Consider the following 17,517-nt stretch of genomic DNA (forward strand, 5'->3'; position numbering starts at 1 on the left):
GGGTAATTCACTCTAATTCTTTTCTAAAAATTCTTGAACAGTCAGAATCTCAATTCCTCTCCACGGGTTTAGCACTAGCAGATCATCATCTCCGGTCACAATACATTCTGCTTTTCCACTGACAGCTAATTCTAGATATTTGTTATCTTTTGGATCTCGACATTCATTAATCTGTTCAGTTACTTTAATGAACTGTACAGTTTCGGACAAATCCACCAGGAAATCGTTTCGTTCTTCTGGCGTGATGTACCGATTAAATTTGGGTCGAGCGAGTACCTGTTCTAGCTCTAGCCAAATGGACTCGGACACCAACAATTCTCCTAAGTCTTGAGCTTTTCTGAGTGCGCGATCTGGTTTGCTCCCTGGTAATAACACCGCGCTAATGATGACATTGACATCACACACAAACCGTCTTTTATTCGTCGTCATTCAAGATTGACTCCAAAATCTCTGGCGTTAAACCTCTTTCTGCGGCTCGTCTGCCAATTTCATCCATTGTTTGCCTGAGCTTGGCAATGGCTTCTTGCTTGCTTGTCATTGAAGACTTTAATAACACTGCAATCCGGGATTCAATTTGTTCCCGTTCTTCTTCCGTGGCATTACGGTATGCCTCTGCTACCTCAGACGGGACTTTGATAGTAATTTCTTCTTTAGTAATCATGGTCTGTTCGCTTCCATAATTTCTCATCTTTAATCATGTTACTTCCTTGGCTCAGAGTTCCTCCATCATGCTGTTTGGAGTAGCGTTGTAGCATGGTCATCGATTTCGTATGGAATGCTAAGTAAGGGCAATTTTAAAATTAGAACACTCGCGCCCGCGCCACCACCCGATTAGTGGTGTGCGAGTAGCAATGGAACCAAAATGTACGTTAAAGACTAATTCTTGTAATAACACAAAAAATATAATTTAGATGCACTACAGCCTATTCACAATATTTCCATTAAACCAGGCAATCTTCTTTAAGTCATGACATAACCATTCATAAGCTAGCTCAGTTGCAGAGTTTGGTTTGAATACATCTAGTACTTCTGAATTTATAGAAGCGTAAAGCCATGTTGATGCTTCTTTCCTTAGTGATAACAGTTGACTGTTCAAAACAGAAATAGAATAATCACAGCCTTTTGGAAATAAATTTTCTTTTGTGGGAAAAAAGCACAAGTCTACGCAGCTTTGTTTGCCTTTCGGCAGTGGTTCCCAATAAGATATTATCCAAGGTTGGTTATTATATGAATTTGGTAAAATAATTTTTCCTACAAAACGCGCTGGCAGCGTTACTGCCGTTGTCAGCCTGGGCGCAAATTTGGAAAAATACGTATTAACTAGTTGCTGGTATCCCTCAATAGCACCTTCGTAAACAGCTTTTGCACGAACTAATAATTGTAGTTCGGAGTAGCTCTCCCATATCCATCCATCTGTAATATCAATATCTGGTTCAGGCCACGGAGAATGCAACTCGGCTTCTCCATCTTGGCGGAGGCTGTTAACTTGAGCTATAAGGTGCTTAAGACCGTAGCAGTATTCGTACTCGTTTACCCAAGAAGGAATATTCAATGATGACTTAGAAAGACATTCTTCAATTTCACTCAGAGAAATAGGACTATAATTTAACTCCCCACGACTAGTAACTATAAGTGCGGTCTGCCAAACAATTTCTTTAAAAATTGATCCGTGGTTGACTGGCAGCATACGCTTTTCCAATAATTGAGATAGTGAACTACTAAGCTCATTAAGCGTCAAATTCCAAGCCAAAGCTGATTTATGATTAGCCACCTTAACGCCTGTTAATCCAAACCAATTGGATAATAATTCTGGCTCAGAAAATGGCGATATAACAATATCAGGCAGATTCTCATCACCACAGTACCAACCAGTTGTCAGATACATTTCGTCTGCGTCAACACCAATTGGTAAAAGCGTATTATCCTCACGTACTGGTGCAATTAACTTAGAAAGTGGAGCAATACCATCTATCCATGCCTGCATCGCTGTTCGTATTCTTCGCCCAAATTCCAGTGATAATGGTAAAGGAACTGATTGTGTGACGTTCCATCTTGTTATTGCCAGCTCTTCCTTGACAATCTCTGAAATAAATGCAGGATGTTTCTGGACTAGTGGCACAAGTACCTTTGATACTTGCTCATAACTGTAATTACCAACAAAGATAGCTAGCGGATAGCGCCAACGTTCGAGCCGCTGTGGCTCAAGTTTGAGATCATTGGGGTCAATGATGCCAGCAGCTAAACTTTGCGCTGCAAACCATTGTGTTAGAATTGGCAGCGGGAAACCAATAGTTCCTGCATTCTCAACAACTAACCCCGTATTTAAAAGCATCTGAAATTCTGATGTTGTTCCGCCGATGTCAGTCTTAGAAACTACACCTATACTACAGTCAGTAGCTTGAGCAGCAAGGCATAGTAGTAATTGCTCAACATTAGAGTTGTTTGCTCTTGCTTTTTCGAGGGAACGTTCAACAAGATTTGACAGTAAATCCCCAGGCGAGGTTGATGCTATTGTGCCTTGGTTTTTTAAATAGACACCAAGCAATACTGCAAATAAAGGTCGGCGAATAGCATGACGGATGGACTCCGGCCATTGGGAAGAAACATATGGCGGAATTGGTTGTTTTGAAATTCTTTCTACAAGAGCATATGCTTCATTCTCTGTAAGTGGAGGAACTTGAACAGCCTCTTCAACTTTAGATAAAGCGGGGATAGCTCTGCTAGTAATTACTAGGGTAGTTTTTTCCCATGTATTAACAAGAATGCGAGCTTCATTAAGTAAATGTGCTGCTAAGGCGCTTCCTGCTTCGTCAGCCCCGTCAATGATTGCGGTAACACCTTGTGAGAAGGACTGTCCTAGCTTGCTGATTTCTTCTTCTATAGTTTTTTGTAACTGTCCTGCCACCTGCTGCGCTTTTAAATCCACAGGTATAGGAGCTGCGGGATTTTTGCGGGCCTGTTTAATTGCATCTTGGAAGAGGCGTTGTGCAAGCAATGACTTACCTACACCAAAATCACCGATTAGTATTATTAAAGGGTTTTCATCATTAGGTTGAAACTTAGACAAAGGTGCGCCAATAGATGTATCATTGGCAAGTTCAATCGCTTGGCTGCGAGTTACACCAGCAGCTTGCCACAGAGATATACACCGACTTATGGATAGTCGATCTAGTTCTTCTAATCTATCAGTGAGGGGATTATACTTTACCCGATCCTGGTCGGGTGGCTTCAGTCACAAGTTTATAGTTTGATTTTGGATGTTAATACTAGACTTTATTCCTTGAGCTAAGTTCACAACTTTTTCAATGCTATTCGTGATCGCGCTTTGGTAATTACTCTGCTTTTCTCTAAGTGCTTTATCCAGTTCAGAATTATGCTTAGTAGCTTCTTTTACATCATTTCCCAAAGCTTCTACTGCCATCTTAATTTCTTGGTCTGCTTGTGCTGCTTTCTTCACCTCTTCTACTAAGACAGCTTCACCAATATCTTCTTGTCCATCAGGTGGTAGCGCTAAAGGTTCCACTACTGCTTGTAAAGCATTTGCTGTCTCAGGGAACTTTCTTTTCAAAAGTTGCATTACCTTTTCCGCAGCTTGATCTAAAGCTTTTTCTGTTGACCAATCAATAATTTTCCCTGATAGCCAAATGGCAAACGCGATCGCTCCAGTAGTCAGTGGCTCCATGTGCTACCTCGTCTCATAACGCTTTATTCAATTGATACTACACCGCTTCTATTCCCGATTCCCCAATCGAAGCCAAACTCAAAATTCTACGAAAGGGCTATTACGTGTAATCCAGTCGCGCACTAATTGCCAAACCTGATAGTCCAGGAGTCATCTCGCAAATCTGGCGGGAGTTCTGCGGGAAACTCATCAGTAGCATCTATCATGACACTAAAGTGTTGCGAGGCTTGATTTCCTAACCTTTTGATTTCACGCAACCACTTTGCCAGGTTCTTACCCATAACATCAGGATTAGAGGTATCGAGAATCAGCAGACGGACTCCGCTAGTAGCCATCCGTCGCAACCGTTTCTCAATTTGCTTAGATGTAATTGATGAGGGTCTAATGCGGTAGGGGTCAGCAACATCGAAACTCATGACAGCTACACTGTATCGACCAACTTTTACGTGATCACCATTATCAATACTGCCCATGAAAATGAAAACTTCGTGGTGAGGGGGGCAGCATTCGTGATCGACAACGTTCAAAACGTTAGTGGCCATTTCACTGTTTAGATATTGATGAGTTGTTGACTCATCCAGCCATAAAGTTCCAAGCCCATCTTTTTCTGGGTAAATGAATTCACCTTTGTCGGGGCGAAACTCTCCAACATTAATTAAGGCATACCCTTTGCCAAACTCCCGCTTCATCTGATGTATCTGCTTAAACGCCTTCGCCACAAAACTTGTATCTTCAAGCACTTGTGAGCAGAAGTTACCTAAAGCTTGCTGCAAAATTGAATTGGCATCCACAATCAATTGGCTGTACTTTAAGTTGATGATAATAACTCATTCTAGTATGTTTAATTGGCAGAAATTTCAGCGATTTTGTTCCACCCAGCACTAACTCAAGCAACTCTTAACTTCTGAGGCGGCGTAGCGGAGTGTCTGCCGCTGCCTGCAACCATCGCAGGTGGCTCAAAGAGTTGATTTGTGGCAGTGGCTCCCCCCGCAAACTTTGAGCTTGCTAGGTTTTGAGTTGCGCCATCGCCTAAAGGGATCTCCCTCTACTCTGTCTTCTTTCTTGTTGCCGCTTTTCTTCTATTATTTGTTGCAATACGCGCTCTGCTTCACGCCAAAAGCCGAGGTCAAGAGAGTCTACTGACCCTACATTAATCGGTGAATACTCAAGCTCACCTGACTGGTTTCGGTTGACCGCCACTCGAAATATTTCACCTCGTTCATCATGGGTAAACACCAATTCTCTACCCTGTTTTTCTAAAGTTGCTCGTTTGAATCTCAGGCTATTTGAGCCACTTTCTCTTAATTGCCAATTGATTAATTCAACAGCAACAGGCACAGCGAAGGCTAAATATTCGGACTGTAACTGCTGTTTTTGGTCAAGTTGCTGTGATGGTTGTTCTTGCTTTGATGCCAATTGATTGTTAGCGATTAGAACTAATGCTTTAGCTTCATCAGCAGTCCATCCGGCTGGACTGCCTAGTATAATTTCTTCAACTTCTTCGACTGACTTATTATCTAATAGCGCCAAGGTAGCAATTTCTTTGTCTCGGTCAGTCACTAATAAGTTTTGTAAGTCGGTGCTGTAATACTTATATAACTCGGCTCTTAGTTCCTCTTTTAGTTTTGGTTGATCTGTGGTTAGAGTTGAAGCTTTATTAAGAGCGTTCGCATCCACTGCTTTTTGTGATCTGTGGAGTTGCTCCAAATAAACAATCACTGCAAAGAGGTCATCGAATGTGGTTTTTCCGGCTTTAAGTTGCTGCCGATATTGAGATAGTTGTTCGGTTAATTGTGGTAACGTTTCAATCAAGGCTGACTCAACTACTGATTGTTCAATAAAGTTAGCGATTGCATCCACTGCTTTTTGTAATGAAAGTTGTTGCTCCAAATCAGTAATTGCCGTTGACAAGTCGTTTAATGCGATTCTTCCTTCTTTTAGCTGCTGCTGATGCCCGTGTAATTGTTCTAGAAATTGTGGCAACCCTTCAACCAAGGCTGACTCAACTGCTCTTGAGTCAATATAGTTAACGATTGCATCCACTGCTTTTTGTGATATAAGTTGTTGCTCCTGTTGAGCAATCACCGCTCTTAGGTCGTCTAATGTAGTTCTTTCTTCTTTTAATTGCTGCTGATACAGTAACAATTGTTCTGTTAATTCTGTTAATTTTGGTAATGTTTCAACTAAGGCTGACTCAACTGCTCTTGAGTCAATATAGTCAACAATTGCATCCACTGCTTTTTGTGATGTAAGTTGTTGCTCCTGTTGAGCAATCACTGCTCTTAGGTCGTCGAATGTAGTTCTTTCTGCTTTTAACTGCTGCTGATAAAGTGACAGTTGTTCTGTTAATTCTGTTAATTGTGGTAACGTTTCAACTAAGACTGACTCAACTGCTGACTGTTCAATATAGTTAACGATCACATTTATGAGTTCTTGGTTGTCAACTGCTCGCCCGACATGATTATGCAACAGTTGCTCAATTCGCTCATCATCCCGTTGTGGCTGATAGTCAATTTCTTTATGTTTTTGCAGTCCAGGCCAAGTATAGGCAGGCCCCAAAGATGTACCGCTAAATTTCTGCCCGTTCCACGAGTAAGAGATGCCTTTACTTTTGCCGTTGCGTGTTACACCGTGACGAACTTCTACGCCTTGTAGTTGCAGTCGTTCAATAACTTGGGGCATGATCGGTCTATTTACCGTGGCGCGGTCGATGAGTTCAATTAGTTGTTGTTTGATGGGACGTTCTTGTGGCGAGAGGCGATCGCCTTTAATGTATTCAAGCTGCTCTCGCTCTAGTCGTCTTTGTTGCCCAATACTTGGGTTGCGGGTTAATTTATCGTGGCTGCTGTGAGTTTGTTGTAACCCGTAATCCCGTTCTAGCTGCCGGATAATACTTTCACTGCGTTTGTAATCCCAGCTATCATGAACTATCTTGCCGTTGTCCAAACGGATGCGACTAGCGCAGATATGGATGTGGTCGTGCTGAGTGTTGCTGTGTCTGTAGACTACATACTGGTTGCTGTCAAAACCCATCTCTTCAAGGTAGCGTTGAGCGATTTCGTTCCAGGTTGCGTCATCGAGTCGTTCGCCTTGGGGTAGAGATAGTGATGCGTGGTAAACTACTCTGTCGGCTTCATAGTTCAATTGACGCGAGATTTTGAATTCAACAGCCAGGGCGCGGGGGTTTCTGCCGCCCATGTTGCCACCAATAAGTTTGGCTCCTTCTTGAGATTGGAGATAATTGAGCAGTCCGCGAAATCCTCGCCCCTTAGTCTGGTTGCCAATCATCGGTTTCCTCATCCTCCTCAGATATGAAGGTTTTGGCAATTTCTCGTTGGCAGTGCCGCAACAGTTCTAGTAGTTCGTTTAATAGTTCTGGATCTGCTGGCGGTGGCAGTTGCATTTTGATGGCAGTGTTGGCAACTTTGGCCAATTGGTTGATGTTGTTGCCGATGCGGGAAAGTTCCAAGTAGGTGGCTACTGTAACTCTGCCCAGTCGCGGCGGCGGTGGTGGAATTGGTCGCAGTAACATACAACGTCTTGTCAGTTCTGCCAAGCTCATACTCGCGTCTTCTGCTTTTGACCGAACCATCTCATATTCAATTGGGCTGAACCGCGCTTGCAGTCTTTTGGTGCGGATGAGTGACGACGAAGAACGCTTGGTCATAATCTCAAATCAGACAATGTGCAATTTTGGCGAGGGGTTTCCAAAGGGGATACTTCCCCCTTTGGCAAGCCTGCCGAGTCGAGCGCAGCGAGACAAAGCGCAGCTTTAGGCATGGCTTGCTCCTTAGCAAGGGCGTGGGGTAGGAACGAGAGACAGGGGGCAACCAGCAACGTGTGGTCACAGCGCGTAGAGAGCGGCTACTGCCACTAAAACAAGCTAGTCATTACAAGCTTTGGTAGCATGGTGAACTATTAATAATTGTTTTATGAATTTTTTTGATAAACTCTTCGTGAGTTATCTTACACGTTCTCAGTGATTACCGTTCAGTTAATCAAGTTAATATCTATTGCTGATTATTAATTAATTGTTGCATTGATAATAACCTGTCTTTAGATAGATGCTTGGTGTAAAAGTAAAGTTTTAAACATAACGAAACTCTGTTTTTTACTTCTGTGACTAAAGATAGTATTCCTAAGTCAAAAATTCCAGAGGCTCTTGATGCTCTCCGCGCTTTGGGTGCTAAGGAATTAGATGATATCCCGGCACGAGAGGCTATTAGAAAAATGCGCCGTCAAATTGAACGGGTGCTACGTCTTGGCTATAGCTACGAGGAAGTGTCAGAAACTTTAGCTGGTTTAGATATCAATATCAGTGCAGAACGTATCCGTTATCTACTTAGCGATATCAAAAGGTCTACGCGCAAAAAATCAGTAGCTGAGAACCTTCAGGATAATACTGATACTCAAGTTGTTAATGAGCAGAATTTAGGCGAGAATTCAGCGACAGAAAATAGCAGTAGTCAGTCTGTTAAAAAATCTTCAGCTAAATCGCAAGCAAAATCAAAATCTGCAAAGTCAGTCTCAACAAATTCTCAAACTAATACAAATACTAAAAATTTGGCTGAGGCAGAGTCAAATGGGTATCAAAATACCTATCGCCCTGCTTTTATACCTCAAATCATTTCAGATGAGGATTTATAAATGGCGGTTAAATCAAAATCATCAGCTGATTCTGCTAAACAAAAACCTACTAATCAGCCAAAGACTGTTGGGCGTTTAGTTTTGGTGACTGGCGATAAGGGCGGCACTGGTAAAAGTGTGGTGGCAAGAATTCTCCTCGATATTTACCGCCACAGAAATATCAACTGTATTGCTTACGAATGCGACCAGTCAAATCCTCAGCTTTATCGCCACTATAATAAGGTGCAACCTGGGGTGTCAGGGTTGAAACTTAATCAGCGCGGTGGTGCTGATGCTTTGCAGGATGATTTGAAGCGTTTATCTCCTAAAGTATCTCTGGTGGATCTCCCTGCTGGGGCTGCGGAATATTTTGAGTCGGTGGCTAAGGATATTTTTCTGTTTCAAAATGCCCAGCGTTTGGGTTATCGCATCACTATGGTATCGGTTTTAGGACGAGTCAAGGATAGTGTTTTGCAGTTAAAACGCTTAGTGGATTTTTGCGGCGACCGTGTTGATTATGTGGTTGTGAAAAATCTTTACTGGGGTGATGAACACAAGTTTACTCGCTATAACAATTCTAAGGTCAAACAATCTGTAGAAGAATTGGGGGCAATTGAACTGTTATTGCCTGAGTTATACGACGATATTTTTGATTTGATTGACTCAAAAGACCTTACCTTCAGGGAGGCGTTAGAGCATGAGGATTTTAGTTTGAGTAATCAGTCGAGAGTTTATGGCTGGATTGATGCGGTTGAGTCTGAGTTTGCTAAGGCTGCTGTGCAATTGGGGTTAGAGTAATGGCTGTGAGTAATGGTAAAGGTAATGGTGGAGTATCACATTTAGATAGATTACTGTCAGAAAAGTCAGCAGAATTTCAAGCGAAAGTGTTGCGGTTTGCGCTTGATTCTGGCATGAAACAGGATGATCCAGCATTTCGATTAGTGCAGTACATCGGCTATTTGGCACAGTTGACAGAAACTGCACCAAATGATTGGAAGTTATTATTTGAAAATTTACAGGCGGAACTGAACCAATGGAGCCAACTGACAGCAGAGCAACTGAAGACTCAGGCAGACCACACGGAGAACATCAAAAATCTAGCGACGAGTTGCAATCAGCTAGGGATAGCCTTGAGCGCATTAAATCTAACGTCGCAGCAACAACTGGAGCTATTGCAGAACTTAACCAAACTCTCCGGGAATTGGAACAATCCCTCGCCAACCCCAACAGAGAAATTAATCGCACCGCTACGAGAAGAATTGAAAGAAGTCAAGGAGATGATATCTCTCATGAACCAAAAAGGCGTGGAATCAGACGCTAAAAGTTGGGCGAGAGCTTTTATTATCCGGCTTTTTTCTCCGGTCACTTTTTTTATTCTGTTTTTGATTTATTCAAATCTTTTTCCGCTCAGAGTTCCTTATGAAACTACGCAGTCTTTGGAGAAGATTTTGGAGCAGACTGGTTGGACTAATACCAAGTTGCAACGGGTTGAGAAACGTTTGGGGACAGATCCTAATCTTAGACGGCGACGGTAAAAAATTGCTGTTGAAAAAGCGATTTAAAATAACTGTGTCTGCATTACACGAAATAGTTAATTTCGTGTAATTCCAAATTTTGCCCCAATTGCGGAATTCATTAGAGAAAACGTGTAATATCAGTAAAATCTGATGCTGCTAGATGAGGTAGTACATGGAGCCACTAACTGCGGGTGCGATCGCTTTTACAAGCTGGGTGGTAGGTAAACTGATTGACTGGTCAACAGACAAAACTTTTGATATAGCCTCACAACGGCTGATGCAACTCCTTGTTGAAAAATCGCCAGACACAGCCAAAAGCTTAACAGCAGCAGCAGAGCGTGCCGCTTTAGCGCCTAATGAACGAGAAGATATTGGGGAAGCAGTCTTGGTAGAAGAAGTGTCCAAGGCAGCAGCCAAAGATGCAGAAATTAAAGCAGCAGTAGAAGCTTTAGGAAATGATGTCAATCAAGCTGTAAACGAGAATCGTGAAGTTGAAAAGCGTTTGACAACTGTGATTGAGAATTGGAAAGGGATAAGCATAAAGGGCGGAATTACTACAATCAATAATCCTACCCTTAACTTTTGACTACAGTCGTCCTCTGGGGAAAGGACAAAGTTAAATCCCCCAAATAATGTTCCTCGTAGTGGTGTAGTTAAGTTCATCGGACGAGAATCAGAATTGGAGCAACTACACACGCAATTGCAGCAAGTAAACTTAGTTTCTATTTCTGCGATAGAAGGCATGGGAGGAGTGGGCAAAACAGAACTCGCTATTCAGTACACTCAGCAGTATAAATCGTCTTATGAAGGAGGTATCTGCTGGCTATTTGCTAGAGAATTTAACGTAGGTACTCAGGTTATCGGGTTTGCCCAATCTCAACTGAACCTGAAAATTCCAGAAGGATTAGAATTGTATGACCAAGTAGCTTTTTGCTGGCGAAACTGGTGTGAAGGTGATGTTCTGCTGGTATTGGATGATGTGGTTAACTATCGCCGAGATATCGAACCATACTTGCCGTCTGCTGCATTCACCCGCTTCAAGATAGTGATGACAACTCGGCAAAAGTTTAGTCCACCCGTTCAGTCGCTGTCTCTAGATGTGCTGTCTCCAGAACAATCTCTAGAATTGTTGACAGTTTTAATTGGGAAAGAACGAGTTCAGCAGGACTTTGAGATAGCCAACACACTTTGTCATTGGTTAGAGTATCTACCTCTGGGAATCGAACTTGTTGGGCGCTATTTGCTTGAGCGAAAGGAGCTATCGCTTTTCACACTGCTGTTCCGGCTGCAAGAGAAAGCCTTGGAGCGGCAAGCAATTAGATACGCCGCTCTTAAGCTAAATGAGGAAAATAGTACTTCAACAGGTAGACGGGGGGCAGAAGCTGCGTTTGAGTTGAGTTGGGTTGAGCTAGATAACAACAGTCAGCACTTAGGTAAGTTATTGAGTGTGTTTGCATCTGCACCAATTCCCTGGTACTTAGCTGAGTCAGCCGAGCGAAACTATTGTGAAAACTCTAATGGTGGTAACAAGTTTGATGTTGAGGAAATGGAGGAAGCAAGAGCTAAGTTATTAAGATTTCACTTGCTACAACTTTTGCAGCAGCAGGAGCAAATCTACCGTCTACATTCGCTAATTCGTGAGTTCTTTAGAAGCAAGTTAGAAGGAGAACCTGATGTTACAACTTCGGACTCAAAAGCAAATTGAAGCAAAGAAATTAAAACGTGCTGTGGCTGCTGCAATGGTAGCAATTTCTCAAAAAATACCTGATTCACCAACTCAAGAGGATATTAAATTAGTAAAAGATGCAATACCACATTTAGCGGAGGTGGCACAAAATCTAACTGATGTAGTTAGTGATCAAGATTTAATTTGGCCTTTTGTAGGCTTAGGTAAATTTTATCGGGGACAGAGTTTGTATGCGATCACACAAGCTTGGTGTGAGGAATGCGTAACAGTATTAAAATCCCGCCTTGGGAATGAACATCCTCATGTAGCAACTAGTCTGAATAATTTAGGAGAAGTCTATTGTTCTCAAGGACGTTACAGCGAAGCCGAACCTTTGCTCATGCAAGCTTTGGTGATGAGGAAACCCTTGCTAGGAGACGAACACCCAGATGTCGCAACTACTATGAACAATTTGGCATCTCTCTACAGTTCCCAAGGACGGTACACCGAAGCGGAACCTTTGCTCATCAAAGCTTTGGCAACGTATAAACACCTGTTGGGGGATAAACACCCTAATGTCGCCATTAGCCTGAATAATTTGGCAAAACTTTACAATTCCCAAGGACGGTACACCGAAGCGGAACCTTTGCTCATCGAAGCTTTGGCAACGTATAAACACCGATTTGGGGATGAACACCTTAATGTCGCCATTAGCCTGAGTAATTTGGCATCTCTCTACAGTTCCCAAGGAAGGTACACCAAAGCCGAACCTTTGTATATCAAAGCTTTGGAAATGACAAAACGCCTGCTGGGGGATGAACACCTTGATGTCGCATCTAGTATGAACTGTTTGGCTGGACTTTACGACTCTCAGGGACGCTACACTGAAGCTGAACCCTTGTACGTTGAGGCTTTGGTGATGAGAAAACGCCTGCTGGGGGATGAACACCCTGATGTTGCATCTAGTATGAACAATTTGGCATTTCTCTACAGTTCCCAAGGACGGTACACCAAAGCCGAACCTTTGTATATCAAAGCTTTGGAAATGACAAAACGTCTGTTGGGGGATGAACACCCTCATGTAGCACAAAGCCTGAATAATTTGGCATCTCTCTACCATTCTCAAGGACTTTACAGCGAAGCCGAACCTTTGTTCATCCAAGCTTTGGTGATGAGGAAACGCTTGCTGGGAGATAAACACCCTGATACTATATCTAGCCTGAATAATTTAGCATTTATCTACCATTCTCAAAGACGTTACAGCGAAGCTGAACCTTTGTTCGTCCTAGCTTTGGTGATGAGAAAACGCCTGTTGGGGGATGAACACCCTGATGTTGCAACTAGTCTGAATAATTTGGGAGAACTCTATTATTTTCAAGGACGTTACAGCGAAGCCGAACCTTTGCTCATCGAAGCTTTGGTGATGTGGAAACGCTTGCTGGGAGATGAACACCCTCATGTGGCACAAAGCCTGAGCAATTTAGCAGAACTCTACCGTTCCCAAAGACGCTATAACGAAGCCGAACCTTTATTCATCCAAGCTTTAGCGATGAAAAAACGTTTGCTGGGAGATAAACACCCAGATATTGCATCTAGCCTGAACAATTTGGCAGGACTCTACTATTTTTTAGGACGTTACAGTGAAGCCGAATTTTTGTTAATCGAGACTTTGGAGATTTTGGAACAAGAGTTAGGAGCAAATCATCCCAATATAATCACGACGCAAAATAATTTGGAATCTTTGCGTCAACGTCGTCAGTCTTAGTTTTAGGCAAAGCAATATTGATTTTTCAGGGTGTCGGGGTTCTCGTAGCATCCGTGCAATAACTTACGTTAAGGCCAGAAAGCAGACACAGCAACCCTTTTAACAACGGTTAAACATTGCCTAGTTTATATTATTTTAGGCAAAGTTTGTCTTAGCGTAAGTTTCTGTTCGATTGCTACCAGAACCCCTAACAGTAGCGGTGAGGGAGCCGCAAACATCAACTCTTAACGAGCAGATATTCGGGTGCAAACCACAATTCTCTGCCGTCTGCAATCAGCCTGCATTGTTCCCCATCAAAAGCAATCACCTCACCCTCCAGCCCATCAAAGCGTCCTCCGGCATTAATCGTCACCGTTTTACCAATTAGATCCACTGTGGTTGTTAATTGTGCTTCTTGGCACTCTGTATCTAGCCGTGCTTCAGTATTATTTTGATTGTCTACGTAGACAATATCCGATTGTCTACGGTCGTGCAGACAATCTTTTTCCTCGCTATTATCAGGTATTTGCTGGCATTGAGGGCTATTGTCTACATTGTCTGCATCTTGAAAGCTCTTTTCCAAATTTGGTTTGTCGAATGCAATAAACCTTACGGAGCGACCTTTACGTACAACTGACCCGTAACCCATTTGAGCCATTTTTTCAAATAGGTCGGCTACGTAAGCCCCCACTTCTCTTTGAGCCGCCTTAGCGCGGTTTTGAATGGGGCGAGAATCTTTATAAACATCACGGGCGCTGATCCCATCAGGATGTTTACTCAGTGCCGCAGCGTGAATTTGCAACATAATTGATGCAATGTCATCGCTGGTGCTAACTTTTTCCTGCAAGATATGAAAGGCGCTGCGGTAGTATTGGGCAAAGGTGACAGCCCGTTTTAAGGTGGCTAGGGATAGTGTTTTGATGTCAGTGGTTCCGGGGCTGTAAAAACACTCAATCAAGTGCAAAGCCAGCGCTATCCGCAGGATGTGAGTATCAAGCTTGTTCATCCAGGTGCGGATACCAGCATGAGAAATCTGCTCGATTTGGTCGCCGATGCTGTCAACAATTCTGGCAAAATACTTTTGAGCATCTGGCGCTATCTTGACTGTTTGTTCTGTTAAATTGTCTAACCACTCATAAAGTACGGGCAGGCGATCGCTCAGGCGGCAGTAAGCCCCAGGTACGTACCGTTTCTTACGTTGTTCGGGTACTGCAAACAAGAAGCGGGCTTGCATCCCGTTCCCGTCGTTAGCGTCTTTAAAAACTTTGCGGAAAACATCATTCTGGATGCCACCAGCCAGTGATACTGCTGTGCCAGCAATGCTGTAACTATTTTCAATGTCGGCGCGGTCAACAAATGTTGGCTTGTTGTCCCAAAGCTTCAGCACCAATTCTGTGGCTTCCGTTTCACTACCGGAAAACTGATTAAGAGAACTAAAAAGTCCTTTAAATTCATCCCGCGCCCACAAAGAACCGTGGTTTCCTTGTTCTGATAGGCGTTTGAGGACTGATTGAATTGTGGCGACTTCAAACAGGTACTTTCTCAACCCTGGCTTTTCTGGTTCTGGGGCTTCAAAGTCCCCAGCTTTTTCATACCGGGAGATCGCCCGTTTGTACTCTTTAGCCCTTTCCTTATAATCCGCGTCGGCGCGTAGCTGCATCTCCCGTAGTGGCGCAAAAACAAGGCTGTCAGCACGGGTTTTACCGCCGCCACTCGGTATAACGGTGCAAGTCCAGTTAATCGCAGGGATACCACCATACTCATCCAGAGTAAACGTCCCTGCTAATGACGATACGGCAGGCAACAAAGCTTGCCAAATCATTACAGGGTCAATATTAAGTTTTTCTGCATCATGCTTGATGTCGCGGGCTAGGGGCGCGGGTAATACTTCATCCCAGTTAATCCGAGTTTGGCTGTAATCCATTAAGGATTTCAGCCGGATTTCGTCTTCTGGTAGTACTTCATTCACTTTTACTCGTTGACTGGAAACAATGCTTTCAAATAATTTCCGGTCAACTAGGTCTTCGTACTGATGATAAAGAGAGTTAAGTTTTTGACGTTCTACAAATTCCGAATAATTAGACTCGATAATAGTGTAGATATTGCCGACAATAGCTTGAATTATTCTCTCATCATCATTTTTGGGTGTAGACAATGGCGTAGACAATAAGCCATTGTCTACGTAGACAAGAGATTTTCTACTTAAATCAGGTGTTGTACTGATATTAATTTGATACTTTTTCAGCCAAGCGGAGTAACATCCTTGTAGCTTTTCATCATCAAGGCTGGGGCGAATGGCTTTCGCGTCGGCTTTTCTCCACCAACCTTCGCGCTCCTGTGAACTAAGTGGCGGTGTGCAGCGATCGCAGAACACATCGTACAAAACCCTTGGTAAGTCCAGATGGTCAATCCCTAATTCATGGAGACGACGAGATGTAGCAATCAGATTAAGGCTCAGTTTCTGGGCTGCCATGTTGCGTCCACCGTCGCCTGTGCCATGCTCAATTAAGGCGCGGTCATCCTTACCCAGGAAAATTTCTAAGGGGGGGCGACCAATGACAGCTGGTTTTTGAGGTTTTGGAGTTGGTGCGGGCGCTCTTGTGGGCTGCTGATGGTTCAGCATCAACTCAATTACCCAGTTGGGGCATTTGGCAACCTCAATATCCTGGGGCGATCGCACCCAGTAATAACTACCAGTTTGGGGGTGTACAGATGGCGGTAGTACGCTTTGCAATCCATTCCAGCGAAATTCTAGTAACTGCTCTTTACCGTCATCGCCCTTGACCCCAGTTTTGAGCTTGACAGTTTTTACTACTTGCCAGTATTCCTCTGTGACAAAGTAAAGTAACTGTCTGCGCCCAGCTTTGCCAGAGCTAAAAATTACTGTATCGGGTAAGTCGCCATCAGCAAGCTTTTGTAGTAATGCTTCTGCTGCGTAACCGTCCGCATCAATGGCTAAAATTCCGCCTGATACTTCACCTGTGCGGATGCCGTAGCCCAAAGCTTTGCTTGATTGCAGTTCTTTAATCAGCGCCTGCCTACTTAGTGCTGTTTCTCTTTGCCAGTCCTCACGATAAGGGCGCTTATTGTCTGTAACAGGAGTCAATGCCCAGTGAAGAGGAATTTGCTGTAAGCCTGAAATTAACCGCTCTGCTGTTGTTGGATTCAATTGTGTAGTATGCACTTGTATTACCTCGAATTTTCTTTCAAAATTCGGGTAACTCCTCATGTTGCAATGCGAGCGCAGAACTGGTTATCATAGAACTGCGATCGCGGTTCCGAAAAGTCTTGCAGGACATTTTCAGTTCGGAGTTACCCGCGTTATGAATAGTCAAATGACAGAACCCGCTTAACTTCCCGGTCGAGCGGGTTTTGTCGTTGAGCTATGGACAAAAACATCAATTTAATTGCTCGGAGGAGCGTTGCAGTTGTCTCCTTGCCTAAGAAAATGGTTAACTGCCACTCGTTCGAGTACCCGCTCAATCCGGTCTACTCCATTAGGTTGGTCAGCGTAGGTCATTTGTCCTCCTTGTCTTCTTCAATTTCTTCTGGTGGAACCCAGTAAATTAGCTCACTAGGTTGGACACGGTAATAATCGCAGATTTTGTTTAAAGCTGTAACTTGTGGTATCCAATCTGGATTGTCATATAAGTTGTAAGCGGTACTAGGTGCTATACCCGTATCTTTTTGAAAGCGATAACGAGTAATGCCCAAACCGTCTACAAATTGTTTGACTTTGTTCCTTATAGGCATTCAGTAACAATAAACGGTTATTAATACAACCATTTATCATTGCTAATTTACAACCGTTAGTAAATATCAAACGATTTATATTAATGAGCACTTGACATTAATGAACGGTTATAGCTAATATCATAGTGTCCGGGTTATCGATACGTCAACAGCCAGGACATAGTTATTTAGCTATAAACACAGGTTATCTGCATTGCGTCTGTTTTATATCTGCGGTCGCAGTAATTGTGCGTGTCTGCATCATGACAGAGGACTCATGAATATCAATTTACGCAATTTAGAAGCAATCAACGAACTACCAAACAAAGGAGAAATAATGCTGACATCTAATCAGATTCGGCGTTTACAAGCAACAAACCGCTGGCTCAGAGAAATCCGAGATTCACAAGAATTCAGGCAACTAGAATACTATCCAGACGTAACACTAGGCGATGCCATCCAAGCAGTAGACGAACTGCTACAGTCACATGACCATTGTGATTACAACAGGGCGAATTTTACTGATGACCAGTGGCAAAAGTATCTAGAT

Annotated in this window: 16 protein-coding genes; 7 read left to right on the forward strand and 9 right to left on the reverse strand. The window is 43.2% G+C overall.

The window, feature by feature from the left end; all coding sequences use genetic code 11:
- Nucleotides 1-12: 12 nt before the first annotated feature.
- From I8752_RS35900 to I8752_RS35930, 7 genes are all read right to left on the reverse strand, one after another.
- Entirely contained in the window at nucleotides 13-429 is a 417-nt protein-coding gene (locus I8752_RS35900; RefSeq protein ID WP_214436909.1) for a putative toxin-antitoxin system toxin component, PIN family, read from the reverse strand.
- The gene (locus I8752_RS35905) at nucleotides 416-661 is read right to left on the reverse strand and encodes a hypothetical protein (RefSeq protein ID WP_225896128.1); all 246 of its coding nucleotides are present in this window, start codon (nucleotides 659-661) and stop codon (nucleotides 416-418) included. Before I8752_RS35905 ends, I8752_RS35900 begins: the two co-directional genes overlap by 14 nt.
- Before the next feature lie 255 nt (nucleotides 662-916).
- Nucleotides 917-3,067, reverse strand: a complete 2,151-nt coding sequence (locus tag I8752_RS35910) for an NACHT domain-containing protein (protein WP_214436911.1) — start codon at nucleotides 3,065-3,067, stop codon at nucleotides 917-919.
- Between the two features lie 165 nt (nucleotides 3,068-3,232).
- Nucleotides 3,233-3,682 (reverse strand): hypothetical protein, encoded by a 450-nt coding sequence (locus I8752_RS35915; protein ID WP_214436912.1) that lies wholly within the window; start codon nucleotides 3,680-3,682, stop codon nucleotides 3,233-3,235.
- 122 nt (nucleotides 3,683-3,804) lie between these two features.
- Complete coding sequence (locus tag I8752_RS35920) at nucleotides 3,805-4,473, reverse strand: hypothetical protein (protein WP_214436913.1); 669 nt, start codon at nucleotides 4,471-4,473, stop codon at nucleotides 3,805-3,807.
- Between the two features lie 238 nt (nucleotides 4,474-4,711).
- A complete protein-coding gene (locus I8752_RS35925) occupies nucleotides 4,712-6,970 on the reverse strand; it encodes a relaxase/mobilization nuclease domain-containing protein (RefSeq protein WP_214436914.1) in 2,259 nt (752 codons plus the stop codon).
- Complete coding sequence (locus I8752_RS35930) at nucleotides 6,951-7,349, reverse strand: MobC family plasmid mobilization relaxosome protein (protein WP_214436915.1); 399 nt, start codon at nucleotides 7,347-7,349, stop codon at nucleotides 6,951-6,953. Before I8752_RS35930 ends, I8752_RS35925 begins: the two co-directional genes overlap by 20 nt.
- A gap of 452 nt (nucleotides 7,350-7,801) precedes the next feature.
- On the opposite strand from I8752_RS35930, the gene I8752_RS35935 reads away from it, so the two are divergent.
- From I8752_RS35935 to I8752_RS38520, 6 genes are all read left to right on the forward strand, one after another.
- Nucleotides 7,802-8,329 (forward strand): hypothetical protein, encoded by a 528-nt coding sequence (locus tag I8752_RS35935; RefSeq protein ID WP_214436916.1) that lies wholly within the window; start codon nucleotides 7,802-7,804, stop codon nucleotides 8,327-8,329.
- Nucleotides 8,330-9,106, forward strand: coding sequence for a P-loop NTPase family protein (locus tag I8752_RS35940; RefSeq protein ID WP_225896129.1), 777 nt, complete (start codon nucleotides 8,330-8,332; stop codon nucleotides 9,104-9,106).
- Complete coding sequence (locus I8752_RS35945) at nucleotides 9,106-9,843, forward strand: DUF6753 family protein (RefSeq protein WP_214436917.1); 738 nt, start codon at nucleotides 9,106-9,108, stop codon at nucleotides 9,841-9,843. Before I8752_RS35940 ends, I8752_RS35945 begins: the two co-directional genes overlap by 1 nt.
- A gap of 154 nt (nucleotides 9,844-9,997) precedes the next feature.
- A complete protein-coding gene (locus I8752_RS35950; RefSeq protein WP_214436918.1) occupies nucleotides 9,998-10,411 on the forward strand; it encodes a hypothetical protein in 414 nt (137 codons plus the stop codon).
- 93 nt (nucleotides 10,412-10,504) lie between these two features.
- Nucleotides 10,505-11,530 (forward strand): NB-ARC domain-containing protein, encoded by a 1,026-nt coding sequence (locus tag I8752_RS38515; protein ID WP_318780943.1) that lies wholly within the window; start codon nucleotides 10,505-10,507, stop codon nucleotides 11,528-11,530.
- Nucleotides 11,499-13,256 (forward strand): tetratricopeptide repeat protein, encoded by a 1,758-nt coding sequence (locus I8752_RS38520; protein ID WP_404827144.1) that lies wholly within the window; start codon nucleotides 11,499-11,501, stop codon nucleotides 13,254-13,256. Before I8752_RS38515 ends, I8752_RS38520 begins: the two co-directional genes overlap by 32 nt.
- Nucleotides 13,257-13,473: 217 nt before the next feature.
- Here I8752_RS38520 and I8752_RS35960 read toward each other — a convergent pair whose 3' ends face one another.
- Nucleotides 13,474-16,419 (reverse strand): DUF3987 domain-containing protein, encoded by a 2,946-nt coding sequence (locus I8752_RS35960; protein ID WP_214436919.1) that lies wholly within the window; start codon nucleotides 16,417-16,419, stop codon nucleotides 13,474-13,476.
- 332 nt (nucleotides 16,420-16,751) lie between these two features.
- On the reverse strand, nucleotides 16,752-16,988 hold the full coding sequence (locus I8752_RS35965; RefSeq protein WP_190751053.1) for a helix-turn-helix domain-containing protein: 237 nt from the start codon (nucleotides 16,986-16,988) through the stop codon (nucleotides 16,752-16,754).
- Nucleotides 16,989-17,244: 256 nt separating this feature from the next.
- On the opposite strand from I8752_RS35965, the gene I8752_RS35970 reads away from it, so the two are divergent.
- Nucleotides 17,245-17,517, forward strand: a 273-nt coding sequence (locus tag I8752_RS35970; protein WP_214436920.1) for a hypothetical protein, incomplete at its 3' end; no start/stop codon positions are given.

The organism is Dendronalium phyllosphericum CENA369 (assembly GCF_016056275.1).
Lineage (GTDB): Bacteria > Cyanobacteriota > Cyanobacteriia > Cyanobacteriales > Nostocaceae > Dendronalium > Dendronalium phyllosphericum.